Source organism: Citrobacter sp. C348, from assembly GCF_047467975.1.
Taxonomy (GTDB): domain Bacteria; phylum Pseudomonadota; class Gammaproteobacteria; order Enterobacterales; family Enterobacteriaceae; genus Citrobacter; species Citrobacter gillenii.
This window is the reverse complement of sequence record NZ_JASJUJ010000017.1, coordinates 32961-58960: the sequence shown is the minus strand read 5'-3', so window position 1 is coordinate 58960 and position 26000 is coordinate 32961. Positions and strand designations below refer to the sequence as shown.

Annotated in this window: 25 protein-coding genes and 1 pseudogene; 19 read left to right on the top strand and 7 right to left on the bottom strand. The window is 53.8% G+C overall.

Translation table 11 applies throughout. The features are described 5' to 3' along the window. Nucleotides 1-291: hypothetical protein (locus QNN86_RS22995; protein WP_414212377.1), on the bottom strand; the 291-nt coding region annotated here is incomplete at its 3' end. Between the two features lie 997 nt (nt 292-1288). On the opposite strand from QNN86_RS22995, the pseudogene QNN86_RS22990 reads away from it, so the two are divergent. Beyond that, nucleotides 1289-1402 (top strand): annotated as a pseudogene (locus QNN86_RS22990) (IS3 family transposase); the annotation flags it as partial. A gap of 14 nt (nt 1403-1416) precedes the next feature. On the opposite strand, the gene yjgA reads toward QNN86_RS22990, so the two are convergent. Beyond that, nucleotides 1417-1968 carry a ribosome biogenesis factor YjgA gene (yjgA, locus tag QNN86_RS22985; RefSeq protein ID WP_181618507.1) on the bottom strand — a complete coding sequence of 184 codons (552 nt, stop codon included), beginning with the start codon at nt 1966-1968 and terminating at the stop codon, nt 1417-1419. A 95-nt stretch (nt 1969-2063) separates the two neighbouring features. Between yjgA and pmbA the strand changes: the two genes are divergently transcribed. The 13 genes from pmbA to QNN86_RS22920 all read left to right on the top strand — a co-directional run bounded on the left by pmbA (nt 2064) and on the right by QNN86_RS22920 (nt 12282). Further along, nucleotides 2064-3416: a metalloprotease PmbA gene (gene pmbA, locus QNN86_RS22980; RefSeq protein ID WP_096758525.1), complete on the top strand. Its 1353-nt coding sequence runs from the start codon at nt 2064-2066 to the stop codon at nt 3414-3416. A gap of 80 nt (nt 3417-3496) precedes the next feature. Beyond that, entirely contained in the window at nt 3497-3883 is a 387-nt protein-coding gene (gene cybC, locus QNN86_RS22975; protein ID WP_096758524.1) for a cytochrome b562, read from the top strand. Between the two features lie 345 nt (nt 3884-4228). Then, complete coding sequence (locus QNN86_RS22970) at nt 4229-4537, top strand: glycine dehydrogenase (protein ID WP_181618508.1); 309 nt, start codon at nt 4229-4231, stop codon at nt 4535-4537. A gap of 10 nt (nt 4538-4547) precedes the next feature. Then, nucleotides 4548-4910: an SFCGS family glycine-rich protein gene (locus tag QNN86_RS22965; protein WP_096758522.1), complete on the top strand. Its 363-nt coding sequence runs from the start codon at nt 4548-4550 to the stop codon at nt 4908-4910. A 2-nt stretch (nt 4911-4912) separates the two neighbouring features. Continuing rightward, nucleotides 4913-5212: a DUF4312 family protein gene (locus QNN86_RS22960; RefSeq protein ID WP_096758521.1), complete on the top strand. Its 300-nt coding sequence runs from the start codon at nt 4913-4915 to the stop codon at nt 5210-5212. Nucleotides 5213-5234: 22 nt separating this feature from the next. After that, on the top strand, nt 5235-6011 hold the full coding sequence (locus QNN86_RS22955) for a DUF4311 domain-containing protein (protein WP_181618509.1): 777 nt from the start codon (nt 5235-5237) through the stop codon (nt 6009-6011). A gap of 11 nt (nt 6012-6022) precedes the next feature. Further along, a complete protein-coding gene (locus QNN86_RS22950) occupies nt 6023-6667 on the top strand; it encodes a DUF4310 family protein (RefSeq protein WP_153880259.1) in 645 nt (214 codons plus the stop codon). 113 nt (nt 6668-6780) lie between these two features. Then, nucleotides 6781-7914 carry an amidohydrolase/deacetylase family metallohydrolase gene (locus QNN86_RS22945; protein ID WP_414212376.1) on the top strand — a complete coding sequence of 378 codons (1134 nt, stop codon included), beginning with the start codon at nt 6781-6783 and terminating at the stop codon, nt 7912-7914. Continuing rightward, nucleotides 7898-9016, top strand: coding sequence for a DgaE family pyridoxal phosphate-dependent ammonia lyase (locus QNN86_RS22940; RefSeq protein WP_414212375.1), 1119 nt, complete (start codon nt 7898-7900; stop codon nt 9014-9016). Before QNN86_RS22945 ends, QNN86_RS22940 begins: the two co-directional genes overlap by 17 nt. Next, the gene (dagF, locus tag QNN86_RS22935; RefSeq protein WP_414212374.1) at nt 9013-9753 is read left to right on the top strand and encodes a 2-dehydro-3-deoxy-phosphogluconate aldolase; all 741 of its coding nucleotides are present in this window, start codon (nt 9013-9015) and stop codon (nt 9751-9753) included. Before QNN86_RS22940 ends, dagF begins: the two co-directional genes overlap by 4 nt. 21 nt (nt 9754-9774) lie before the next feature. Further along, entirely contained in the window at nt 9775-11688 is a 1914-nt protein-coding gene (locus QNN86_RS22930) for a BglG family transcription antiterminator (RefSeq protein WP_414212373.1), read from the top strand. Between the two features lie 77 nt (nt 11689-11765). Further along, a complete protein-coding gene (locus tag QNN86_RS22925; RefSeq protein WP_115259576.1) occupies nt 11766-12008 on the top strand; it encodes a type II toxin-antitoxin system RelB/DinJ family antitoxin in 243 nt (80 codons plus the stop codon). Then, nucleotides 11998-12282, top strand: coding sequence for a type II toxin-antitoxin system RelE family toxin (locus QNN86_RS22920; RefSeq protein WP_414212372.1), 285 nt, complete (start codon nt 11998-12000; stop codon nt 12280-12282). Before QNN86_RS22925 ends, QNN86_RS22920 begins: the two co-directional genes overlap by 11 nt. Nucleotides 12283-12285: 3 nt before the next feature. On the opposite strand, the gene nrdG is transcribed toward QNN86_RS22920, so the two are convergent. The 5 genes from nrdG to treR form a co-directional block, all read right to left on the bottom strand. Next, nucleotides 12286-12750, bottom strand: a complete 465-nt coding sequence (nrdG, locus tag QNN86_RS22915) for an anaerobic ribonucleoside-triphosphate reductase-activating protein (RefSeq protein WP_096759476.1) — start codon at nt 12748-12750, stop codon at nt 12286-12288. A 121-nt stretch (nt 12751-12871) separates the two neighbouring features. Further along, on the bottom strand, nt 12872-15010 hold the full coding sequence (gene nrdD, locus QNN86_RS22910; RefSeq protein WP_414212371.1) for an anaerobic ribonucleoside-triphosphate reductase: 2139 nt from the start codon (nt 15008-15010) through the stop codon (nt 12872-12874). Between the two features lie 418 nt (nt 15011-15428). Beyond that, nucleotides 15429-17081, bottom strand: coding sequence for an alpha,alpha-phosphotrehalase (gene treC, locus QNN86_RS22905; RefSeq protein WP_181618516.1), 1653 nt, complete (start codon nt 17079-17081; stop codon nt 15429-15431). A 49-nt stretch (nt 17082-17130) separates the two neighbouring features. Next, on the bottom strand, nt 17131-18549 hold the full coding sequence (gene treB / locus QNN86_RS22900; RefSeq protein WP_414212370.1) for a PTS trehalose transporter subunit IIBC: 1419 nt from the start codon (nt 18547-18549) through the stop codon (nt 17131-17133). 157 nt (nt 18550-18706) lie between these two features. After that, nucleotides 18707-19654: a trehalose operon repressor TreR gene (gene treR, locus QNN86_RS22895; protein WP_414212369.1), complete on the bottom strand. Its 948-nt coding sequence runs from the start codon at nt 19652-19654 to the stop codon at nt 18707-18709. Here treR and mgtL point away from each other — a divergent pair. The 5 genes from mgtL to QNN86_RS22870 all read left to right on the top strand — a co-directional run bounded on the left by mgtL (nt 19626) and on the right by QNN86_RS22870 (nt 25994). Next, the gene (mgtL, locus tag QNN86_RS22890; protein ID WP_370317568.1) at nt 19626-19898 is read left to right on the top strand and encodes a mgtA regulatory leader peptide MgtL; all 273 of its coding nucleotides are present in this window, start codon (nt 19626-19628) and stop codon (nt 19896-19898) included. The two genes, treR and mgtL, sit on opposite strands and share 29 nt — an antisense overlap. A gap of 143 nt (nt 19899-20041) precedes the next feature. Then, on the top strand, nt 20042-22750 hold the full coding sequence (mgtA, locus tag QNN86_RS22885; protein ID WP_181618519.1) for a magnesium-translocating P-type ATPase: 2709 nt from the start codon (nt 20042-20044) through the stop codon (nt 22748-22750). 377 nt (nt 22751-23127) lie between these two features. Continuing rightward, nucleotides 23128-24105, top strand: coding sequence for a TRAP transporter substrate-binding protein (locus tag QNN86_RS22880; protein WP_096758508.1), 978 nt, complete (start codon nt 23128-23130; stop codon nt 24103-24105). A 62-nt stretch (nt 24106-24167) separates the two neighbouring features. Beyond that, entirely contained in the window at nt 24168-24677 is a 510-nt protein-coding gene (locus QNN86_RS22875; protein WP_181218737.1) for a TRAP transporter small permease, read from the top strand. Between the two features lie 30 nt (nt 24678-24707). After that, nucleotides 24708-25994 carry a TRAP transporter large permease gene (locus tag QNN86_RS22870; protein WP_045439183.1) on the top strand — a complete coding sequence of 429 codons (1287 nt, stop codon included), beginning with the start codon at nt 24708-24710 and terminating at the stop codon, nt 25992-25994. Nucleotides 25995-26000 lie beyond the last annotated feature (6 nt).

Below are 26000 nucleotides of genomic sequence, written 5' to 3'. Positions count from 1 at the left end.
AGCACTGGTATTGGCCGCTATGTCAGTAGTGTTGGTTGCAATAGCGCTGGTGTTGGTTGCAATGTTCATGGTGTTGGTTGCAGTTGCCGCAGTGCTGGTTGCAATGTTCATGGTGTTGGTTGCAGTTGCCGCTGCGTTGGCTGTTACTTCCCCTTCCAGGGTTTGAGTGGCAGCTGTCACTGCATCATTAACATATTTCTCGGTTGCATTATCGGCAGGTCCAGCAAAAACAACATTCGGTAATAATGCGCATGAAACAACGATAGTAAGCGCGCTGCGTTTAAAATTCATAATTGATAATCTCCATGTATATATTATTGTAAAAAAACAAGGCATCGCAATAATTGATTTATTCCTAATGGGATGCGGTTGCTCTAATGCGATACATCCTTGTAAATGTATGTAATAAGGTTTCTGCGTCTAACATTACGCGGATTATAAAGTTCTCATTTGTTAGTTCAATTTTATTATTTGTTTTGGGTGTGATTGTTTTTGTTTTTTTTGCCTTTAAAAACAATGGCTAATGTCTTTTTTTAAGAATTTCCTTGTTATTTTTTTAGGATTTACGCCCGAAAGTTGGATGTATTTATATAAAGTCTAGATAATTATTGTTTTGATGAATTTATTTTTTGTGTGAATTTTTTTATGTATCACATGTTGGTGGCGTATTTGTTGTTGGTTGTGTAATAAGTTGGTCTGAATATGAATGTTATATGTATACATTTGTCTTGATATATACAATTAGAAGGGAAAGTATGTGAGGTAATTGGAACTACATTAAAGGCTCTGGTATGAAATCGGACTGCACCCCAAAAGTTGGACGCTCCAGTTTTTTATGGCAAATCCAAAATGTTCCCTCGAAACCAGAGAGTCTGTTGTCTGACGCTACCTCTCCGGTAATGATGGGACACGACGAATCGTAGAATGCTTTGGAGTTAAAATAACGTCAGTTCCTCGCTTGGTCAGAGCCTTGTAATTACACGGCATTGATGGTGCTACCTAAAAAACGACAATTATTCTCCTGAATTTCGGAAAACTGTTGTCTGAGCTTCACTCTGTGAAGAACTTAAGATGCGCGAATCAGCGGCACGATTTCACATCTCAAATGAAAGTGTTGTCCCGTACTGGGTCAAAGTGTACAAATTCTAAGACCAGAAATGACTTCTGAGTATAAAACACGGCTGGGGCAAACCAATGTCAAAACAACCAATAACATCACCACTTACCGATGCGGGACTGGAAAAGCACTATCCCGAAGAATTACGGGCTGAACTCCGTTCTTTGTAATATCCATTACTACAACAACGAGCGGATGAGCTTTAAATTACAAAGCCTGAGCCCGGTAGAATACCGAACCCAGGCCCTGAAAGCCGCTGTCCAACTTTATGAGTGCAGACTATAATCCTGAGCCTTTTGTTAGGCCTCGTTTTCCGCCAACTCACGCAAATACTGAAAAATCTGACGTGCTGATTTCGGCGGCTTGTTGCCTTCCTGCTCTTTCTTCGCATTGCGAACCAGAGAACGAAGCTGTTGGCGATCGGCGTGTGGCCATAGTCTGAGGACTTCAGCTACCGCATCATCACCTTCAACGATCAAACGATCGCGCAGCTGCTCCAGCTTGTGAAACATTACAACCTGTTGGTTGTGACGGTTCTTCAGCTTATCCAGCGCCTGACGGATAGGATCGACATCGCGCTGACGCAGCATCTTACCAATCAGCTGCAGCTGGCGGCGACGGCCTTCCATCTTAATACGCTGAGCCAGCTCAATGGCGGCACGTAAATCCGCATCGAGCGGGATTTTATCCAGCGCGTTTTTCCCCAGTTTTACCAGTTCCACGCCCAGGTGCTTTAACTCCTCGGCGTCACGTTTTATTTCACTTTTACTGACCCAGATAATTTCATCGTCTTCGTCTTCGATGTCATCACCGGGAACGTCGTCGAGCCAGTCTTCGGGCTGCTTAGTCATGTCAGGCTCCTTAAAAAAAGAGGCTAATGTTACCAGTTAAGATGCGCACTGAAAAACGGTTCTCTGTTAGACTTCAGAGAAACTCTCTCTACATTATGGCATTTGCGATGAAAGTAATCTCACAAGTTGAAGCGCAGCGTAAGATTCTGGAAGAAGCAGTCTCGACAGCACTGGAATTAGCGTCAGCTCAGTCGGACGGTGCAGAAGTCGCCGTAAGCAAGACGACGGGTATTAGCGTCAGCACCCGTTATGGTGAAGTGGAGAACGTAGAATTCAACAGCGACGGGGCGCTGGGCATTACGGTGTATCACCAGAACCGTAAAGGTAGTGCGTCGTCCACCGATTTAAGCCCACAGGCCATTGCGCGCACCGTGCAGGCCGCGCTGGATATCGCTCGTTACACCTCGCCGGACCCGTGCGCAGGCGTGGCGGATAAAGAGCTGCTGGCCTTTGATGCGCCAGATTTAGACTTGTTCCACCCGGCGGAAGTCTCGCCTGACGAAGCCATCGAACTGGCGGCACGCGCTGAACAGGCTGCGTTGCAGGCGGACAAACGTATCACCAATACCGAAGGCGGCAGCTTTAACAGCCACTACGGCATCAAAGTGTTTGGTAACAGCCACGGTATGCTGCAGGGCTACTGCTCTACGCGTCACTCCCTCTCCAGTTGTGTGATCGCCGAAGAAAATGGCGATATGGAACGCGACTACGCCTACACCATTGGCCGCGCAATCGGCGATCTGCAAACGCCGGAATGGGTCGGTGCCGACTGTGCGCGCCGCACCTTATCCCGTCTGTCACCGCGTAAACTGTCCACTATGAAAGCACCGGTAATTTTCGCTAATGAAGTGGCGACCGGTCTGTTTGGACACCTGGTTGGCGCCATTGCCGGTGGCTCGGTGTATCGTAAATCCACTTTCCTGCTCGACTCGCTGGGACAACAAATTCTGCCGGAATGGCTGACTATTGAAGAACATCCACACCTGCTGAAAGGGCTGGCCTCTTCGCCGTTCGACAGCGAAGGCGTGCGCACGGAACGCCGCGATATTATCAAAGACGGCGTCCTGACCCAGTGGCTGTTGACCAACTATTCTGCCCGCAAGCTGGGACTGAAAAGCACCGGTCATGCGGGTGGCATTCATAACTGGCGTATTCCGGGACAAGGACTAAGCTTCGAGCAGTTGCTGAAAGAGATGGGCACGGGTCTGGTCGTGACCGAGCTGATGGGACAGGGCGTAAGCGGCATTACCGGCGATTATTCGCGCGGCGCGGCGGGCTTCTGGGTCGAAAACGGCGAAATTCAGTATCCGGTGAGTGAAATCACCATTGCCGGTAACTTGAAAGACATGTGGCGCAATATTGTCACCGTCGGTAACGATATTGAAACGCGCAGTAATATACAGTGTGGTTCTGTGCTACTGCCGGAGATGAAAATCGCCGGGCAGTAATACCCGTCATACTTCGAGCTGCGGCGTGAATGATTACGGGTATCTGGCGCTATTTTTAATAATAAAAAAGGAAGTGAGCAATGCGTAAACACCTGTTAGCGATCGTCGCGGCTTCAACGCTGGTTTTGGGTTCTTCTGCGTTTGCAGCCGATCTCGAAGACGATATGGGGATCCTCAACGACAACCTGAAAATCGTCGAAAAAACGGATAACGCCACTGAACTGAAAGACGCGTTAACCAAAATGCGAGCAGCCGCGCAGGATGCTCAAAAAGGAACGCCACCGAAGCTGGAAACTAAATCCCCGGACAGCCCGGAGATGAAAGATTTCCGTCACGGCTTTGACACGCTGATCGGCCAGATCGACGGCGCGCTAAAACTGGCGAACGAAGGTAAAGTCAAAGAGGCGAAAGCCGCTGCGGAAGAGCTGAAAACCACGCGCAACGCTTACCATAAAAAGTATCGTTAATTTATGTATCCGGCCTGCGCAACCGTAGGCCGGATAAGACGCGACAGCGTCACCCCCCGGCACCACTCTCACCCATAAGTAAACGTTATCCCCATCACATTATTTAACTTTTAACGCCAACCCGTTTTTCCTGCCACTTGCGGTTTCCCTGCTATCTCGTGCGATCTCCATCACGTTATCCAAGGGGAAAATAACCAATCCCGTCCTTTTTGCGGCACAGATCACTCTCGTTGCTCACCTTTCCACTTCGAAGTGGAAAACAACTCGCTACAAACTTTTAACCTTCATCGCTACTTTACCCTCAGAGCCATTAGTGGGGTATGACGAGTGAATAACGGAGCGGTAATGAATGACAGGGGGGAATCGGTGGAACTGGCCGAGCGCATGCTGGTACAGGTATATGCCGTGTTGCGCGCACGCCACATCATTCCCAACGCGGTACAAGAACAAATGCTGACATCGCATGTTCGCGCCATGGCGCACCGCTCGGTGACGGGTGAGCCATTACCTGAAGTGGATGCCGGCTTATTTGATGAAATTTCAGCTGAATCAATGGCACTTGCCCGCGACATCGTGGCGGCGTTTGGCAACCTTCCTGAAGAAGAGGCCTGGCTGCTGTCGGTGCATTTCGAAGTCGCAAAAGAGAACCTTTAAGGAGCACAAGATGGAACAGATTACCGTGGTGATTGGCGATCGTCTGGGGAAAGGCCAGAAAGTGGCAGCAGGCGTTGAGAAAGCCGGTGGACGTGCGGTCGTGGTACCGGGCGTGGCGGCAGATATGAAGCTGGGCGACATGATGAAAGCGGAAAACGCCACCTTTGGCATTTCGTTTTGCGGCAGCGGCGGCGCGGGGGCTATCACCGCGCAGACCAAATATGGTTACAAAGCCAAATACGGTATGCGCTCGGTTGAAGAGGGCGTCACCGCCATCAACGAAGGCTGCAACGTGCTGGGATTCGGCTTTATGGACAAAGAAGAGCTCGGCGAGCGCCTGGTGCAGGCGTGGCAAAAGAAATACGGCGCTTAAGTATGAAAGAGCAATTCACCACAACGGTGAGAGTCACGGGTAAGGGTGACGCCAAAGCGCGCGCCTTTGCCGATGCCCTGAACCACGTTCAGGCCGCGGTGATGAAAGGGTCGCCGCATATCTTACTGCGTATTGAGCCACAGGATGTGCAGGTTGTTCAAGCGCGTGAAACGGTGCGTAAAGAGGCGTTTTTATTCCTCTTTTTGCGCCGCGAAAGACGCACTTTCAGCGTGGAGCTGGATGTGACTGTCAACGTGACTGCCATCAATCTTGAGAAGGTGGATTTCGTCACGCAACGCTGATTCACTATTAAAAGGCATAATTATGTTCCTGATAATATTAATAAAATCGCTCATCATCGGCGCGCTGGTTGGCGTCGGTGTTGGCGCTGGGGCTGCACGCATGTTTCATGCGCCTACCTCTCAGGGGATGGGCGCGTTTCGTACTCTGGGGGAGCTGAATTCCTGTGAAGGGGATCCGGCTTCTCACTTCTCATTTGGCCTGGGCTTCTTCTTTAACGCCTGGGCTTCATCCGTTGCGGCGGGCGCGTTCACGCAGGACGTTGACCACCGCATCATCCCTAACTGGGGTGCGGCGGCATTGATGCTTAAAAACCGTAATGTCGGTGAAACGCTGCATGACCCTAAACGCATGGCGATTGCCTGCGGCGTCATCGGCATGATTGTCGTCACCTTCCTGAACCTCACCGCGTCATCCGTACCGGCTGCGCTGCAGGTTACCGCCGTGAAGGTGCTGGTGCCGGCGGCCAACCTGCTGGTCAACACTGTGATGCCGGTGATTTTCTGGCTGGCGGCAATCGATGCCGGTAAGAAATCGGGCTTCTGGGCGACCGTCTTTGGCGGCGCAGCGCAGCTGATAATGGGTAACGCCGTACCGGGTCTGGTGCTCGGTATTTTGATTGGTAAAGGCGTCGAAGAGAGCGGCTGGAACCACGTCACGAAAGTGATGATGGTGGCTATCGTCGCGCTGTTCGTGCTGAGCGGTTTCTTCCGCGGCTTTGATATGAAGATGATCGAATCCTTCCATCTGACCGTGCCTAACTGGCTGGAACTGATCCACAACTCACTCAGCGGCAAATAACGGAGGCCACAATGGAACAGAATAAAGGTTTTTGGTTCGCCGACTGGTCGTTCCCGATCTTCGTGGGCCTGCTCTCCTCCGGCGTCTTTGCCGGCACGCACATGTACTACCTGTACGGTATCGGCGCGTTTAACGAAGTGGCCTTCGTGGCAATGCTAAAAGCGGGAATGGACACCGGATCTTACGGGGCGGTAGCGGCATTTGGCGCGAGCTTTCTGTTTGCCCGCATTATTGAAGGTTCGCTGGTGGGGATCCTGGACATTGGTGGGGCCATTCAGACCGGTGTCGGTTTAGGCGTGCCGGCGCTGCTGCTGGGCGCGGGCATTATTTTCCCGGTCGCTAACTTTGCCGCCTCGCTGGTCACCGGCCTGGTGATTGGTCTGGCGATTGGCTACATCATCATTCTGGCGCGTAAATTCACCATCAATCAGAGCGACTCGACCTACGGGGCGGACGTGATGATGGGGGCTGGTAACGCTTCAGGCCGCTTCCTCGGACCGTTGATCATTCTTAGTGCCATGACGGCGTCTATACCGATTGGCGTGGGGTCATTGGCCGGCGCACTGCTGTTTTATATCTGGCAGAAACCGATCACCGGCGGTGCGATCCTTGGGGCCATGATCCTCGGTTCCATCTTCCCGATTGCGATTAGCTAATTGCCTGATGGCGCTGCGCTTATCAGGCCTACAGCATCGTACTCGTTGTAGGCCGGATAAGACATTTATGTCGCCATCCGGCAACCGATTCCCCCTTTCTACAGGAGAGTGTGATGTTTGATTTACTCCTGCGCCATGCGCGTCTGGTAGACGATACGGTAAGCGATATTGCGGTCAAGGACGGCAAAATTGCGGCGCTGGGCGAGATAACCGATCCGGCGCTGAAAACTGTCGATTTACGCGGTGAGTGCTACGTCAGCGCCGGGTGGATTGATTCTCACGTCCACTGCTACCCAAAATCCCCGATTTATCATGACCAGCCCGACAGCATCGGGATTGCCACCGGCGTCACCACGGTGGTGGATGCCGGTAGCACCGGCGCTGATGATATTGATGATTTCTATACCTTAACCCGTGAAGCGACCACCGATGTTTATGCCTTGCTGAATATTTCCCGCGTGGGGCTGATTGCGCAAAACGAGCTGGCCAATATGGCTAATATCGATGCTGACGCGGTGAAGCAGGCGGTGCAACTTCACCCGGATTTTATTGTCGGCCTGAAGGCGCGGATGAGCAGCAGCGTGGTCGGTGAAAATGGCATTATCCCGCTGGACCACGCCAAAGCGATGCAAGCGCAGAATGGTGACCTGCCGCTAATGGTGCACATCGGTAACAACCCGCCGGATCTGGATGAGGTAGCCGAACGCCTGACGGCGGGCGACATTATTACCCACTGCTATAACGGCAAACCGAACCGCATTCTGACCCCGGAAGGCGGGCTGCGCGCCTCGGTGACGCGGGCGATTTCGCGCGGCGTACGCCTCGATGTCGGGCACGGTACCGCCAGTCTGAGCTTTGCGGTGGCGAAACGCGCCATCAGCTTAGGCATTTTGCCGCACACCATCAGCTCAGATATTTACTGCCGCAACCGCATCAGTGGCCCGGTGCATTCATTGGCCAACGTGATGTCGAAATTTCTCGCCATCGGTATGTCGCTCCCGCAGGTCATTGAGTGCGTGACCGCCAGTGCCGCCGACGGCCTGCGCCTGAAAAATAAAGGCCGACTTCAGGTCGGTCTGGATGCCGATCTCACCCTCTTTACGCTGAAGCGCCAGCCCGCCGTGCTGGTCGATGCCGAAAACGACAGCCTGCAGGCTGAACAACTGCTGGTACCGCTTGCCGCAATACGTGCGGGCAAGGGCTATATGACCGAACAAGGGAGCGCGGAACATGCCTTCGATTTTTGAGAAATACCATTTAAAACAGGTTATTAATACCTCTGGTCGCATGACGGCGCTCGGCGTCTCAACGCCGCGACCGGAAGTGGTGCAGGCCGCGATGGCGGGCATGAATCAGTACTTTGAAATGAAAGATCTGGTCAATAAAACCGGCGACTACATCGCGAAGCTGCTCGAGGTAGAAGGGGCCACGGTGGTGTCCTGTGCTTCGGCAGGAATCGCCCTGTCGGTGGCGGCGGTGCTGGTGAAAGACAGCGACTGGTTGCTGGAGAACCTGCATGCCACGCCGATCGACAATAATGAAATCGTGCTGCCCCGTGGGCATAACGTCAACTTTGGCGCACCGGTCGGCAGCATGGTGGCGCTCGGCGGCGGCAAGTTAGTCGAGGCGGGTTATGCCAACGAATGCTCGGCGGCGCAGCTGGCGGCGGCCATTACGCCACGCACGGCGGCCATTTTGTACATCAAATCCCACCACTGCGTACAAAAAAGCATGCTCAGCGTAGAGCAGGCGGCTGTTGTCGCACGTACGCATAATCTGCCGCTGATTGTGGATGCAGCGGCGGAAGAAGATTTGCAGTGCTACTACCGTGTCGGTGCGGACCTGGTGATTTACAGCGGCGCCAAGGCGATCGAAGGGCCAACCAGCGGCCTGGTGATTGGAAAAACACAATATGTGGAGTGGGTGAAACGCCAGACGGCAGGTATTGGTCGGGCGATGAAGGTCGGCAAAGAGGGCATTCTCGGGCTGACCTGCGCCATCGAGCTGTACCTCAGCGCGCAGAAAGAGAGCGGCGCGGAGATGGTCGAAAAAATGACGCCGTTTATTAATACGCTGAATACCTTCAATGGCGTCAGCGCGCGCGTAGTCTGGGACAGCGCGGGGCGCGACATTGCGCGTGCCGAAATAACCTTTGACGAAGCGGTAACCGGGATCGCCACCGGCGAGCTGGTTGAGGCGCTTAAGCAGGGCGAGTACGCGATCTACTTTCGTGGCTACAAAGCCAACGAAGGCATTATTGAAGCGGACGTGCGTAGTGTAGACCGCGCGCAGCTGGCGATTGTGGCGCGTCGTATTGCGGACGTGACCAGGCAGGAGAAAACAGCATGAAACTGACGCCTAACTTTTATCGCGATCGCGTCTGCCTGAACGTGCTGGCGGGGTCAAAAGAGAACGCCCGCGATATTTATGCCGCGGCCGAAGGCCATGTACTGGTCGGCGTACTTTCCAAAAATTACCCGAGCGTGGCAAGCGCGGTGGCGGATATGCGTGAATACGCGGTGCTTATCGACAATGCGCTATCCGTTGGTCTCGGGGCGGGTGACCCAAACCAGTCGGCGATGGTCAGTGAAATTTCCCGCCAGGTGCAGCCACAGCACGTCAACCAGGTATTTACCGGCGTGGCGACCAGTCGGGCGCTGCTGGCGCAATCTCAAACGGTGGTCAACGGTCTGGTTTCGCCCACCGGCACGCCGGGCTGGGTGAAGATCTCCACCGGCCCGCTCAGCAGTCAGTCTGCGGATGGCGTGGTACCGGTGGCAACCGCCATTGCGTTGCTGAAAGACATGGGCGGCAGCTCGATAAAATACTTTCCGATGGGCGGTCTGCAATGCCGCGATGAGTATATAGCGGTTGCTGAAGCCTGCGCTCATCATGACTTCTGGCTGGAGCCAACGGGCGGTATCGACCTGGACAACTTTACTGAGATTCTGCAGATTGCCCTTGATGCCGGCGTGAGCAAAATCATTCCTCACATTTATAGTTCTATTATTGATAAGGTGAGCGGCAACACCCGGCCTGACGATGTGCGCCAGCTGTTGGCAATGACCCGGGCCTGCGTAGGTTAACTGACTAGTGAGGAAACTGACGTGCGATTCCCCAACCAACGTTTAGCGCAGCTGTTTGGCATGCTGCAAAGCGAGGCGCTGCCGCAGGATGAGCTGGCGCAGCGGTTGTCGGTTTCCACACGCACGGTCAGGGCGGATATTACCGCGCTGAACGCGCTTCTCACCCCGTATGGCGCGCAGTTTGTCCTTAGCCGGGGCAACGGTTATCAGTTGAAAATCGACGATCCGGCACGCTACCAGACGTTACAAACGCAGCAGCCCGAGCGGTTGCTGCGCATTCCGCGTACCAGCCAGGAGCGGGTACACTGGCTGGTGGTTCGTTTTCTGACATCGGCTTTTTCGCTGAAGCTGGAAGATTTAGCTGATGAATGGTTCATCAGCCGGGCGACGCTGCAAAACGACATGGCAGACGTGCGTGAGCACCTGCAACGCTATCGACTGACGCTGGAAACGCGCCCCCGACATGGGATGAAGCTGTTTGGCAGTGAGATGGCGATCCGCGCCTGTCTGACCGATCTCCTGTTGACGCTGTCGCAGCAGGACCCGGCCCATCCGCTGGTGATGGAAGAGGCGCTCAATGCGGGCGTCCCGCAACAGTTGCAGCCGGTTTTACAAGATATTTTTACCCGCTTTCATATCCGCCTGACCGACGAAGGTGAACTCTTTCTGCGCTTATATTGTGCGGTGGCGGTACGCCGGATTAGCGAAGGCTATCCGCTGCCTGAATTCACCGCAGAAGAGGTGGAACATGAGGTGTGCCTGGCGACGCGGGAAATTGCGTCGGCCCTGCACCCGCTGGCAGACAAACCGCTCTCCGTGTTTGAGGAGAACTGGCTGAAAGTACATATCGCCGCCCGTCAGGTACAGGATATCGCCCCCAGCGCGATTAACGCCGACGATGACGAAGCGCTGGTCAATTACATCCTGCGTTTTATCAACACGCAGTACAATTACAACCTGATGAACGATCGGCAACTGCATGCCGATCTACTGACTCATATTAAGACCATGATCACCCGGGTACGCTACCAGATCATGATCCCCAATCCGCTGCTGGAAAATATTAAACAGCACTATCCGATGGCATGGGATATGACGCTGGCCGCCGTGTCGGGGTGGGGGAAATACACCCCGTATACCATTAACGAAAATGAGATTGGCTTCCTCGTGCTGCATATTGGCGTTGGGCTGGAACGTAGTTACAACATCGGTTACCAGCGACAGCCTCGTGTGCTGTTGGTTTGTGACGCAGGAAACGCCATGGCGCGCATGATTGAAGCGGTGCTGGCGCGTAAATATCCGCAGATTGAGATTGTCGGCACCGTGACGCTGCGCGACTACGAACAACGGGACGCCATCAGCGAAGACTTCGTGATTTCTACCGCACGAATAAATGAAAAAGATAAGCCCGTGGTGATGATCGCCCCGTTCCCCACTGATTATCAGCTGGAGCAAATTGGTAAGCTGGTGCTGGTGGATCGCACCCGCCCGTGGATGCTGAACAAATTCTTCGACGCCGCCCATTTTCGCATTATTGACGAACCGATGGATCAACAGACGCTGTTCAACACGTTATGCGGCCAGCTGCACGATGAAGGCTTTGTCGATGCGGGGTTTCTCGACTCCGTCGTTGAGCGCGAGGCCATCGTCAGCACCCTGCTGGGTGACAGTATTGCCCTGCCGCACTCCCTCGGTTTGCTGGCTAAAAAAACGGTGGTCTATACGGTGCTCGCCCCGCAGGGCATCGCCTGGGGAGACGAAACCGCACATGTGATCTTCTTGCTGGCCATCAGTAAAAGCGAGTATGAAGAAGCGATGGCCATCTACGATATTTTCGTCACCTTCCTGCGTGAACGTGCTATGACGCGGCTCTGTGCGTGTCAGAATTTTACCGAGTTCAAAACGGTTGCCATGGAGTGCGTCAGTCGTTTTTGAGAGGTGTTATCCATAATTCGATGTGATGCGAATGTAATGCTAAACTGCATTACACATTCGATTCTACCGGAGGCATAATGGCCACGCTGAACGTCCGTCTGGATGACAAACTCAAAAATGAGGCTTATGCCGTGCTGGATAAACTGAACATTACTCCAACGGAAGCCGTGCGATTACTGTTCCAGTACGTCGCAGAAACGGGGCGCATGCCAGTGAAAACCGTCACTCTTAGCGATAGTGAAGATGCACTGATTCAGACAGTTCGGGAGAGGCTGTCTAGTCCGCAAAAGGGAATCAAGGTTAGTCTGGATGACTTATGAACTGGAATTCGACCCGAGAGCCTTAAAAGAGTGGCATAAGCTGGGCGATACAGTGAAGGCTCAGCTTAAGAAAAAGTTGGCTGATGTGCTATTGAACCCCAGAATTGACTCTGCCCGTTTAAACGGTCTTCCTGACTGCTATAAAATTAAGCTTAAATCGTCCGGCTATCGTCGGGTGTACCAGGTTCGGGATGAAGTTGTGATTGTGTTTGTTGTCGCGGTAGGCAAGCGAGAACATTCAGCCGTCTATCACGATGCAAACAAACGGCTTTAGCGATCATCGCAAGTGATGTACCACCTGGTTGCTGCTGCCGCGCCAGATCAGCGCCGGGTCTTTCAGATCCTGCACAAATTTGCCATCGACCAGCACGTTGATGAGATCCACCACCTGCATTTGCGCGGCGTTGAGTTCATCAAGCTTGTAGCCGGTCCATACCCAGATGTCTTTCCCCGGACACTCAGCGTGAATGCGTTGCACCAGTTTCAGGATATCCGGCACGTTTTGCGGATGTAGCGGATCGCCGCCGGACAGTGAGATCCCCTGGCGAGGGATCCGCGTATCGTTGAGATCGGCAATGATCTTATCTTCCATCTCTTTGGTAAACGGCTCGCCGGAGTTCAGCCGCCAGGTGCTTTTGTTATAGCAGCCAGGGCATTCATGCACGCATCCAGACACAAACAGGGTGCAGCGCGTACCGGGGCCGTTGACGATGTCGACGGGGTAATATTGATGATATCGCATAGAGGATGTCCAGAAAGAATGTAGGCCGGATAAGGTGCTTGCACCGCCATCCGGCAACATTGTGATGCCTGATGGCGACGCGATTGCGTCTTATCAGGCCTACGGTCTTTGCAAACGGAAATTAACCGAGCTGCCCGTTACCTAAGTGCTTCACGCGGCGCTTCACTTCTTCCTGCTTACCGGCGTTAAACGGACGTGCGTCCGGGCTGCCTAAATAACCGCAGACGCGACGGGTGACTGACACGCGAGCAGCGTCGTGGTTACCGCATTTCGGGCAGGTGAAGCCTTTGCTGGTGCATTCGAATTCACCGGTAAAGCCGCACTCGTAGCACTCATCGATCGGCGTGTTGGTTCCGTAATACGGCACGTGCTGATAGCTGTAATCCCAGACGTCTTCCAGCGCTTTCAGGTTGTGCTGAATATTCGGGTACTCGCCGTAGCAAATGAAGCCGCCATTCGCCAGTGGCGGGTACGGCGCTTCGAAATCGATTTTGTCGTACGGGTTAACCTTTTTCTCCACGTCGAGGTGGAAGCTGTTGGTGTAGTAGCCTTTGTCGGTCACGCCCGGCACTACGCCAAACTCGGCGGTATCCAGACGGCAGAAGCGGTCACACAGGTTTTCGCTTGGCGTGCTGTACAGGCTGAAGCCGTAGCCGGTCTCGTCTTTCCACCGATCGACCGCCTGACGCAGGCGTTCAACAATGGCGATGCCCTTGGCGCGCAGTTGCTCATTGTCGTACATATGCTCTTCGCCAAACAGCGCGTTGATAGTCTCGTGAATACCGATGTAGCCCAGAGAGATCGACGCCCGGCCGTTTTTAAAGATTTCAGACACATCATCGTCGGCTTTCAGACGCACGCCGCAGGCACCTTCCATATACAGGATTGGCGCCACGCGCGCTTTTACGCCTTCCAGACGCGCGATTCGGGTCATCAGCGCTTTACGCGCCAGCACCAGGCGATCGTCCAGCAGTTTCCAGAAGGTGGCTTCATCACCGTGTGCTTCCAGTGCAATACGCGGCAGGTTGAGGCTAATCACGCCAAGGTTGTTACGCCCGTCGTGAACCTGTTCGCCGTTCTCGTTTTCCCATACGCCGAGGAAACTGCGACAGCCCATCGGGGTTTTGAACGAACCGGTCACTTTTACGACCTGATCGTAGTTCAGGATGTCCGGATACATACGCTTGCTTGCGCATTCCAGTGCCAGCTGTTTGATGTCGTAGTTCGGATCGCCAAACTTGTGGTTCAGACCGTCACGAATCGCGAACACCAGTTTTGGGAACACGGCGGTTTTACGATTTTTACCCAAACCGGCAATGCGGTTGCGCAGAATAGACTGCTGAATCAATCGTGATTCCCAGCTGGTCCCCAGGCCAAAGCCAAAGGTGACGAATGGAGTCTGGCCGTTGGCGGTATGCAGCGTGTTCACTTCATACTCGAGGGACTGGAATGCGTCGTAGCACTCTTTCTCGGTACGGGAATGCGCATAGCCGTCGGCATCCGGGATCTGCCACTCTTCTGCGGTTTTACGGTGCTTGTTAAAGCTCTCGGTGACGAACGGCGCGAGAACTTCATCGATACGGTTAATGGTGGTGCCGCCGTAAATGTGGCTGGCAACCTGGGCGATAATCTGTGCGGTGACCGCGGTCGCCGTGGAGATGGATTTTGGCGGCTCAATCTCCGCGTTACCCATCTTAAAGCCCTGCGTCAGCATGCCTTTCAGGTCGATAAGCATACAGTTAAACATCGGGAAGAACGGCGAGTAATCGAGATCGTGGTAGTGAATATCACCGCGCTCGTGTGCCTGAACTACATCACGCGGCAACAGGTGCTGGCGCGCATAGTGCTTGGCGACGATACCGGCCAGCAGGTCGCGCTGGGTTGGGATCACTTTACTGTCTTTGTTGGCGTTTTCGTTCAGCAGCGCGGAGTTGGTTTGCTCAACCAGACCCCGAATTTCCTGGTTCAGGCGGCCACGTTTTTCACGCTGGATATCACGGTCGTGGCGATATTCGATGTACGCACGGGCGAGTTGTTTGTACGGGCCAGACATCAGCTGGTTTTCCACCGCTGTCTGGATCTCGTTGATATCGACCTGGCTGCGCTCATTCATCTGGCTGCTAACGACTTCTGCGACGGTGGCACAGTAATCTGCGTCATCGACTCCCGCTGCTTTAGCTGCACGCAGAATGGCTTCTTTGATGCGCTCTGATTTAAACGGCACTTTACAGCCATCACGCTTCATCACATGCGGTGTCATGATCACTCCATATTTATAAGAACATTATAAGAACAGGTTATCCACAGAGGGTGGGAAGCACTCACTGGTTTATTCATCTCTCTGGTCAATGACTTCCCGTAATTCAGACCCCATTTATCCACATTTCCACCGCTACCGAGGGAAATGGCGTTGTAGCAATTGTAGTCGATTAATACAACATATTGGGTCGGCGTGCATTTTAAGTTCTATATGTAGTGATTTGCATCAAGGATGTTTGCGATTTTATTGATGTAGCTCAAAGTAAAAACCAGAGCGTACAGATGACGGGCAGTACAGCGATTGTAAATTGCCCGTAGAAAATTCTGATTAATTATTCAGCAAAAACAGACGGGTAAGTTGAGCGTATGCCGTGAAGCCCGGCAGCGCTATACGCGCCGGGCTTGATGCCAATTGCAAGCTATTTTTGCAGCCACCAGATAGCTTCAAAAGGACGTAGCGTCATCGCGCCGGGCTGGCGGGCGACCTCGTCATAGTTGTGCATCAACACCTGCCAGTTGTCGCGAGTGTGCGCCGGTTGCCAGGGCTGGAAGGCGTTGCTCAGATTAGCAACGACCAGCAGCCGTTGTCCCTGCCATTCGCGCTGATAGCACCAGACATGCGGACTGTCCGGCAACAGATCCTGATAATCGCCCCAGGTGAGAATCGGTTCTGTTTTGCGCAAGGCGATCAGTTTCTGGTAGGTGTAAAACACCGAATCGGCATCCTCCAGCGCGGCAGCAACGTTAATCTCCGCTGCGTTATCGCACAGGTTGATCCACGGCTCACCCTCGGTAAATCCGGCGTGTTGGCTTCCGTCCCACTGCATCGGCGTGCGGCTGTTATCACGGGATTTACTGGCAAGGATCGCCAACAGCTCTTCGGCATCGCGCCCCTGGCCGTTCAGCTCGGCAAACATGTTATGGCTTTCGACGTCGCGATAATCGGTAATCTGGCGAAAATGTGGGTTGGTCATGCCAATTTCTTCGCCCTGATAGATATAAGGCGTGCCCTGCATCCCGTGCAGCACCATTGCCAGCATTTTGGCGGCCGGCACGCGGTATTGTCCTTCATCGCCAAAGCGCGAAACGATGCGCGGCTGGTCGTGGTTACACCAGAACAACGCGTTCCACGCCTGATTGTGCATGCCCTGCTGCCAGTGGCGGAACAGGGTTTTCAGCGCCACGAAATCTGGTTTGGCTAGCGACCACTTTTCACCCTTCGGGTAATCGACTTTCAGATGGTGGAAGTTAAAGGTCATCGACAGTTCGCTGCCGTCCAGCGCAGCATACTGCTGGCAATGTTCCAGCGTGGTGGAGGACATTTCGCCCACCGTCATCAGGTTGCGTGGGGTGAAGACATCGCGGTTCATCTCGCGTAAGAATTCATGCACGCGCGGACCATCGGTGTAAAAACGGCGGCCATCACCGTCAGGATCGCTCGGGAAGTCCTGATCCTTGGAGATCAGATTCACCACGTCGAGGCGTAGTCCGTCTACGCCGCGATCGGCCCAGAACTCACACACTTTTTTCAGCTCGGCGCGTACCGCCGGGTTTTCCCAGTTCAGATCGGCCTGCTCCGGGGCAAAGAGGTGTAGATAATACTGTTCGCTTGCGGCGTGCCAGTCCCAGGCGTTGCCGCCAAATTTGGAGCGCCAGTTGTTCGGGCAGGCTTCAGGCGTACCGTCACGCCAGATATAGAACTGACGATACGGACTGTCTTTATCCAGCGCTTCACGAAACCAGGTGTGCTGCGTCGATGTATGGTTAAACACCATATCGAGAATAATACGGATGCCGCGCGCTTTCGCCTGTGCCACCAGTTCGTCGAAGTCATCCAGCGTGCCGTAGGCCGGGTCAACGGAGATATAATCTGCAACGTCGTAGCCGTTATCAACCTGTGGCGAAATATAGAACGGCGTCAACCATATCGCATCAACGCCCAGCGTTTGCAGATAGTCGAGACGCTGCGTCACGCCGCGCAAATCGCCGGTGCCGCTGCCGGTGGTATCCTGAAAGCTCTTGGGGTAAATCTGATAAATAACGCCGTTTTGCCACCAGTGTGGAATAGTCATTGTGGTTTCCTGCACATGCTGTGGGGGCGCAATTGCGCCCCGAAAAAAGTCAGACAATCTGTAACGTGCCCTGACGGTATTTGCGCTGGTAGACGAACGAGGTCAGCGCCATCGGGATAACAATCGCGATGACCATCGCCAGGCCAAATACCTGCCAGTAAGTCGGCTGGATGGAGAGGATGCCAGGTATACCGCCGACGCCAATCCCGTTCGCCATCACGCCGTTCAGGCCGCACAGCAGACCGGCGAGGCCGGAGCCGATCATCGCGCACAGCATCGGGAAGCGGTATTTCAGGTTGATGCCGTACATTGCCGGTTCGGTCACGCCGAGCCAGGCGGAGATAGCGGCAGGTACCGAGATTTCGCGTTCGTTTTGCTTGCGGCTGGCGATGATAATCCCTATTACCGCCGAGCCCTGGGCGATATTTGACAGTGCAATCAGCGGCCACACCGGCGTGCCGCCCATGCTTTGGATCATCTGCATGTCGATGGCCAGCGTGGTTTGATGTACGCCGGTGATCACCAGCGGAGCGTACAGGAAGCCGAACAGCGCCGCGCCAATCGGGGCAAAGCTGCCGGTCAGCAGATGACGTACCGCAAAGGCGACACCGTCGCCGATCATGCGGCCAAACGGACCGATAAAGGCGTGCGCGAGGAACACCGCGAGGATCAGCGAGCACACCGGGACGATCACCAGATACAGATAATCCGGCACGATGCGTTTCATCCGCGTTTCAATAAACCCGAGTGCCAGACCGGCCAGCAGGGCCGGAATAACCTGCGCCTGGTAGCCCACTTTCTCAATGCTGAACAGGCCGAAATTCCACACTTCCGGCACCTGTTGGCCCAGCAGATATGCGTTCATTAATTGCGGAGAAACCAGCGTGACGCCCAGCACGATGCCGAGGATCGGCGTACCGCCCATTTTCTTCACCGCTGACCAGCAGATGCCGACCGGCAGATAGAAGAAGATCGCTTCGCCAATCAGCCACAGGAAGTCGTAGACGGTTTTCAGCGAAGGATGCATCTGCGCCAGCGTCTGCCCGTTGCTCATCGGCACGTCGCCGATCACATTGCGAAAACCTAAGATCAGGCCGCCGCTGATCAGCGCGGGCAGCAGGGGGAAGAAGATCTCCGCGAAGTGCGAGATCAGCTGCTCGTGCCATTTCATGTTCTGTCGCGCGGCTTTTTTTGCCTGCTCTTTGTCGGCACTGGCCTGTCCGGTGGTGGCCAGCAGCGCCTTGTAGTAATCGCCCACCTCGGTGCCGATCACCACCTGAAACTGCCCGGCGTTGGTGAAGCAGCCTTTGACCATCGGCAGCTGTTCGATCTCTTTCGGTCTGGCATTCGCGGGCTGATTCAGCACAAAACGCAGGCGCGTGATGCAATGACTCACCGTGGCGATATTGTCGCGCCCGCCAACCAGCTCTACCAGTCGGTCGATGTCTGCTTGTTTTACTTTGCTCATGATGAAGTGTCTTCCCCGTAGGCCGGATAAGAGGCGTTAGCGTCGCCATCCGGCAACGTTCTTGTTGTTGGCGCAAGAGTATATCTTTGGTGGATAGATAAAAATGGGAACGTTCCCGAAACGCAGCGAAGATCACAAATTAGCGTTCAGAAAGCAATCAGGAAAGGGTGGCGGGGATGACAATTTGCCGCAGTTCGCAACGACCGTTGATCTGCTCGATCAGCTGCAACGCCGCCTGGCGTCCGGCTTCGGCATAACCAGGATCGACGGTGACGATCTCCGGATGGAGGAATTTCATCAGCGGTGTGCTGCCCACGCTCGCCAGCTGCAGATGTTCAATGCGCTGCTCCTGCAAATACTTGCTGACCCCAAGAGCCAGAGTATCCGTGGCGCACACTAAGGCGGTGGTCTCTGGGGTAATGACATCGGCAGCGTGTTCGTAGCCCTGCTTCATGGCGAGACCCGGCAGGGCCGCAACAGGATGTAGTTGATGTTTTTTACAGAAGGCCAGGTAGGCGGCATGACGCCGTTGACCGGTGGTGACGTCGCTGTGGGGAACGCCAAGAAAACTAATATGGCGGTGTTGGCGATCGTATAAACGCTGCATCAGGGTATGGATTGCGCCTTCATCGTCATAACAAACCGAGGCAAAACCGTTAGCATCCCTTGCCAGCAGCACCAGGGAGTCCTGCCAGGAGGCGATCATCGCTTCGGTAATACCGGTAAAACCGAACAGCACCACGCCGTCAATGTTGCGGCGTCGGAGCATACCTAGGTGTTCTTCCACTAGGTCGGGCGAGAACTGGCTTTCCATCATAATCGGGTCGTAGCCCTGCTCATAGAAGGCGGGCAGCATGGTCTGCACGGCCAGATTCTCGGAAAGCGAATCCAGTCGCGTGACGATAATCGCCACCACTTTGTCACTTTGCCCACGCATGGCACGGGCAGAGCGGGAAGGGGAAAAACCGTGCTGATTCATCACCGCTTCAACGCGTTCGCGGGTGCGCTCACTGACGCCGCTTTCATTGTTGAGGACGCGGGAAACGGTTGATTTTCCCACACCGCTTAAGCGGGCGATGTCTTTAATGGTCAGCCGATTTTGCATCCTGTATTCCCGTGTCGCGTGTGAAGTTATGCCAAAAGAGAATAACTTTACTCATGCTCAGCGCAATGGGCAAAGTCTGGTATACGTTTGGTTTAGTTTCTGTGCTTTATCATACCGCCATAATTGCCACGAACCTTATAGATTTATCCCTATAATGCGCGGGGCAAATCATTCACTTACCGGAGGCTGTATGGATCCCGATCCCACCCCTCTCCCGAAACGGAGAAAAACCCCTTTCCGGTAAGCCTGCATTCACTGTCTTACCGGAAACGTAAGACAGTGACGTTCTGACGTCCCTGTTGTGATTTTATGATTGCCATCAGGCAAGGCTTTGCCACGCCTGAAGGATTCACTGCGCCTGTTGATACCGGCGCAGAGGGACTGCCTATGTTTAAAAATATCACCCGCCAGCTGTTTGCCCGGCTGAACCGCCATTTACCGCATCGTCTGGTGCATCGTGATCCGCTGCCGAACGCCCAGACCGTTGCCAGCACGCCCATTCCGCCTTCTCTGAGTGAACATTGCCTGAAGATGGCGCTGATGAACGAAGAGACGCTGTGGAAAACCTTTAATACCCACCCTGAAGGCTTGAACGCCGCGGAAGTGGAAAGCGCCCGTGAGCAGCATGGCGAAAACCAGCTGCCGGCGCAGAAACCGTCGCCGTGGTGGGTACATCTGTGGGTCTGTTACCGCAACCCGTTTAATATTCTGCTCACCATTCTGGGCGGGATTTCCTATGCCACCGAGGATCTGTTTGCCGCAGGCGTGATTGCCCTGATGGTGATTATCTCGACGCTGCTGAACTTTGTGCAGGAGGCGCGCTCCACCAAAGCGGCGGATGCGCTGAAAGCGATGGTCAGCAACACCGCTACCGTCCTGCGGGTGATCAACGAAACCGGCGAAAACGGTTGGGTTGAACTGCCTATCGATCAGCTCGTGCCCGGCGACATCATCAAACTGGCGGCGGGGGATATGATCCCGGCGGATTTACGCATCGTTCAGGCGCGCGATCTGTTTGTCGCGCAGGCCTCGCTGACCGGTGAGTCACTGCCGGTTGAGAAGGTGGCGACCAGCCGTGACCCGCAGCAAAGCAACCCGCTGGAGTGCGATACCCTGTGCTTTATGGGCACCAACGTGGTGAGCGGTACGGCGCAGGCGATCGTCATTTCTACCGGGGCGAACACCTGGTTTGGACAGCTGGCGGGGCGCGTGACCGAGCAGGATAGCGAGCAGAATGCATTCCAGAAAGGGATCAGCCGCGTCAGCATGCTACTGATCCGCTTTATGCTGGTGATGGCGCCGATTGTGCTGATTATCAACGGTTACACCAAAGGCGACTGGTGGGAAGCGGCGCTGTTTGCCCTGTCCGTGGCAGTAGGCTTAACGCCAGAAATGTTGCCGATGATTGTCACCTCAACGCTGGCGCGTGGGGCGGTGAAGCTGTCAAAACAAAAAGTTATCGTTAAGCACCTCGACGCCATCCAGAACTTTGGTGCGATGGATATTCTGTGTACCGATAAAACCGGTACGCTGACCCAGGATAAAATTGTGCTGGAGAATCATACCGATATCTCCGGTAAACCCAGCGAGCACGTCCTGCATTCCGCATGGCTGAACAGCCATTATCAGACTGGACTGAAGAACCTGCTGGATACCGCGGTGCTGGAAGGTGTGGATGAAGAATCAGCGCGTCAACTCTCGACTCGCTGGCAGAAAATCGATGAGATCCCGTTTGATTTCGAACGCCGCCGCATGTCGGTGGTGGTGGCAGAACAAACCGATGTGCATCAACTGGTGTGCAAAGGCGCGTTGCAGGAGATCCTCAACGTCTGTACCCAGGTGCGCCACAATGGTGAGATTGTCCCGCTGGACGACAACATGCTGCGTCGGGTGAAACGCGTGACCGACACGCTGAACCGCCAGGGGCTACGCGTGGTGGCGGTGGCAACCAAATACCTGCCTGCGCGTGAGGGCGATTACCAGCGTATTGATGAGTCTGATCTGATCCTCGAAGGGTACATCGCGTTCCTTGATCCACCGAAAGAGACCACCGCTCCGGCGCTGAAGGCGCTGAAGGCCAGCGGTATTACGGTAAAAATCCTCACCGGCGACAGCGAGCTGGTGGCGGCAAAAGTGTGTCATGAAGTCGGTTTGGACGCGGGTGAGGTGGTGATTGGTAGCCATATTGAAGGGTTAAGCGACGACGAACTGGCCCGGCTTGCCCAGCGCACCACGCTGTTTGCCCGCCTGACGCCGATGCACAAAGAGCGCATAGTGACTCTGCTCAAACGCGAAGGCCACGTGGTCGGCTTTATGGGCGATGGCATCAACGATGCCCCGGCGCTGCGCGCGGCAGACATTGGAATCTCCGTGGATGGCGCGGTGGATATCGCCCGTGAAGCGGCGGATATCATCCTGCTGGAAAAGAGCCTGATGGTGCTGGAAGAAGGGGTGATCGAGGGGCGTCGAACCTTCTCGAACATGCTGAAGTACATCAAAATGACGGCCAGCTCCAACTTTGGTAACGTCTTTAGCGTGCTGGTGGCGAGCGCCTTCCTGCCGTTCCTGCCGATGCTGCCGCTGCACTTACTGATCCAGAATCTGCTGTACGATGTATCCCAGGTGGCGATCCCGTTTGATAACGTCGATGAAGAGCAGATTAAAAAGCCGCAGCGCTGGAACCCCGCCGAACTGGGACGCTTCATGCTGTTCTTTGGGCCGATCAGCTCTATCTTCGACATTCTGACCTTTTGCCTGATGTGGTTTGTCTTCCATGCCAATACGCCGGAGCATCAGACGTTATTCCAGTCGGGCTGGTTTGTGGTGGGGCTGCTGTCACAAACGTTGATTGTGCATATGATCCGTACCCGCCGCGTGCCGTTTATCCAGAGCCGTGCCGCATGGCCGCTAATGCTGATGACGCTGGTGGTTATGGTGGTGGGGATTGCGCTGCCATTCTCCCCGCTGGCGAGCTACCTGCAATTGCAGGCATTGCCGCTGAGCTACTTCCCGTGGCTGATTGCGATTCTGGCGGGTTACATGACGTTGACCCAATTAGTGAAAGGTTTTTATAGCCGCCGTTACGGCTGGCAATAACCGTTTCGTTTCTCTGCTGAATGGTACGGGTACAGCCATTCGGCATTTTTCTTTTTCATTCGAAGATATTCCATCGCAATATTTGTGTTTTAATTTTATTGAAATACTAACGGGGTAAAGTATTAACATATCCCGTTCTCGCCTTTTGTTTTTTCTCAATAAAACGATCTCCGTTGCAAAAATGAAACAGTGTGCTAAAAATTATTAGCATTGACGTTTTTTTGTGAAGGCAGTCATCGAAATAAATTGTTACACCAGCTAGTCTGCGCAGGTAACGTCGTTAAAAAGTTTCTCGCTGCCCATTTTTAATTCCGGCAGTCATTTGCTCTGCATGCCATTTCTATTAATGGAAATTATGAACTTCTGGAGAAGGACAAATGAAACTGACAAAAAACCTGTTAAGCCTGTGTATTGGCGCGTCAGTCTTGCTGGCCAGCCATACCACGTTAGCCCAAACCTTCCGCGCCGCTGATGTGCATCCGGCTGATTACCCGAACGTTGTTGCCGTGAAGCACATGGGGGAAAAACTCAGTGCGGCGACCGACGGGCGTCTGGAGATTAAAACCTTTCCCGGTGGCGTATTAGGCGATGAGAAACAGATGATTGAGCAGGCGCAATTAGGCGCCATTGATATTATTCGCGTCTCAATGACCCCAGTTGCCGCCATACTCCCTGAAATTAACGTCTTTACCCTGCCGTATATTTTCCGCGATGAAGACCATATGCATAAGGTGCTGGACGGGATGATTGGCCAGGAGATTGGCGACCGTCTGACCGCAAACAGTAAATCACGACTGGTATTCCTTGGCTGGATGGATGCCGGTACGCGCAACCTGATCACTAAAAATCCGGTTATCAAGCCAGAAGATTTACACGGGATGAAAATCCGCGTGCAGGCCAGCCCAATCGCGCTGGATACCTTAAAAGCGATGGGCGCGAACTCCATTGTGATGGGGGTCAGCGAAGTGTTTAGCGGTATGCAGACCGGCGTAATTGATGGCACGGAAAATAACCCGCCAACGTTTGTGGCGCACAACTATTTACCGGTGGTTAAAAACTACACCTGGAGCAAACATTTTATTATTCCTGAGCTATTCCTGTTCTCGAAAACGAAATGGGATAAATTGAAAAAAGAAGATCAGGATCTCATTATTAAGCTCGCGAAAGAAGCGCAGGTAGAACAGCGTAAATTGTGGGAAGCCTATAATGCGAAATCACTGGAAACTATGAAAGCCAATGGTGTTCAGTTCCATGATATTGATACTGATGTTTTCTATAAAGCCACGCAGTCGGTAAGGGATAATTACGGTAAAGATCACCAAGATTTGATCAAACGTATTCAGGATGTGAAGTAGTTCATCAGGCGGATGGCATCCACCATCTGCCTGAGTCTTTTGATTAATTCGAGGTGATGATTATGGGTGAATGCTATTCATCGGTAATGGATTTTTTTTACCGGGTCTCAATGTGGATTGCCGGGATGGCATTATTAGTGATGGTCGCCATCATTCCGATTGGGATATTTGCACGATATGTTCTGAACAATGCCCTGTCATGGCCTGAGCCTGTCGCTATTCTCTGTATGGTGACATTCACCTTTATTGGCGCCGCGGTGAGTTATCGCGCAGGTTCGCATATCGCGGTAAGCATGGTGACCGATCGTTTGGGTGAAACCGCCCGCCGTTACTGCTCTCTTATCGCCGATATTATGCTGACGGCGATTAGCCTGTTTATTCTCTGGTACGGCACCACGCTGTGTCTTGAACTGTGGGAACAACCCGTTGCGGAATTCCCGCTGTTAAGCGCCGGGCAAAACTACCTGCCGTTACCGATTGGCTCTGCCATCACGCTGCTTTTTATTCTTGAGAAGATCTGCCGTGGTCCGCAGTACCAACGTCCTGTTGTCATGCTGGGTTCGACCAGCTAGTTACCGCCCCCATTTCAGAAAGGAAAGCAGATGGATGCATTTATTCTCGTCTTTACGCTCGGCATTATGCTGGCGATTGGGGTACCGGTAGCGTACGCGGTGGGTATTAGCGCGATCATTGGCGCCTGGTACATTGATATTCCACTGGAAGCGGTGATGATCCAACTGACCAGCGGGGTGAACAAATTTTCATTGCTGGCGATCCCGTTCTTTATTCTGGCCGGAGCGATTATGGCCGAAGGCGGGATTGCGCGTCGGCTGGTGAATTTTGCCTACATATTCGTGGGCTTTATTCGCGGTGGACTGTCGCTGGTGAATATTGTGGCTTCCACCTTTTTTGGTGCGATTTCCGGATCGTCCGTAGCCGACACCGCCTCTATTGGTTCGGTGATGATCCCGGAGATGGACAAAAAAGGCTACCCGCGTGACTTTGCGGCGGCGGTGACCGCCAGCGGATCGGTACAGGCGATCCTGACGCCCCCCAGCCATAACTCGGTGATTTACTCGCTGGCGACCGGCGGTACGGTGTCTATTGCCGCGCTGTTCATTGCCGGCATCTTACCGGGTCTGCTGTTGAGCTTTAGCCTGATGGTGATGTGCGTAGCGTTTGCGCACAAACGCGGTTATCCAAAAGGGGAGCGCGTACCGTTTCGCCAGGCGTTGAAGATTTTTGTCGACACGCTGTGGGGCCTGATGACGGTGGTGATCATTATGGGAGGGATCCTCTCGGGTATCTTCACCGCGACGGAATCCGCGGCGATCGCCTGCCTGTGGGCCTTCTTTGTCACCATGTTTATCTATCGTGACTATAAATGGTCTGAGCTGCCGAAGCTGATGTTCCGCACGGTGAAAACGGTCACCATCGTGATGATCCTGATAGGCTTTGCCGCCGCGTTCGGCGCGGTGATGACCTATATGCAGCTGCCGATGCGTATCACCGAAGCCTTTACCAGCATCTCGGATAACAAATACGTCATTCTGATGTGCATTAACATCATGCTGCTGCTGATCGGTACGCTGATGGACATGGCGCCGCTGATCCTGATCCTGACCCCTGTTCTGCTGCCGGTGACCAATGCGCTAGGTATCGATCCGGTGCATTTTGGCATGATCATGCTGGTGAACTTAGGGATTGGCCTGATTACGCCGCCGGTAGGATCGGTGCTGTTTGTCGCCAGTGCGGTGAGTAAGCAGAAGATTGAGCAGGTGGTGAAGGCGATGCTGCCGTTCTATGCGGTGCTGTTCCTGGTGCTGATGTTGGTGACGTATATTCCGGCTATTTCGCTGTTCCTGCCGAAACTGTTTGGCGTGCTGTGATTAATG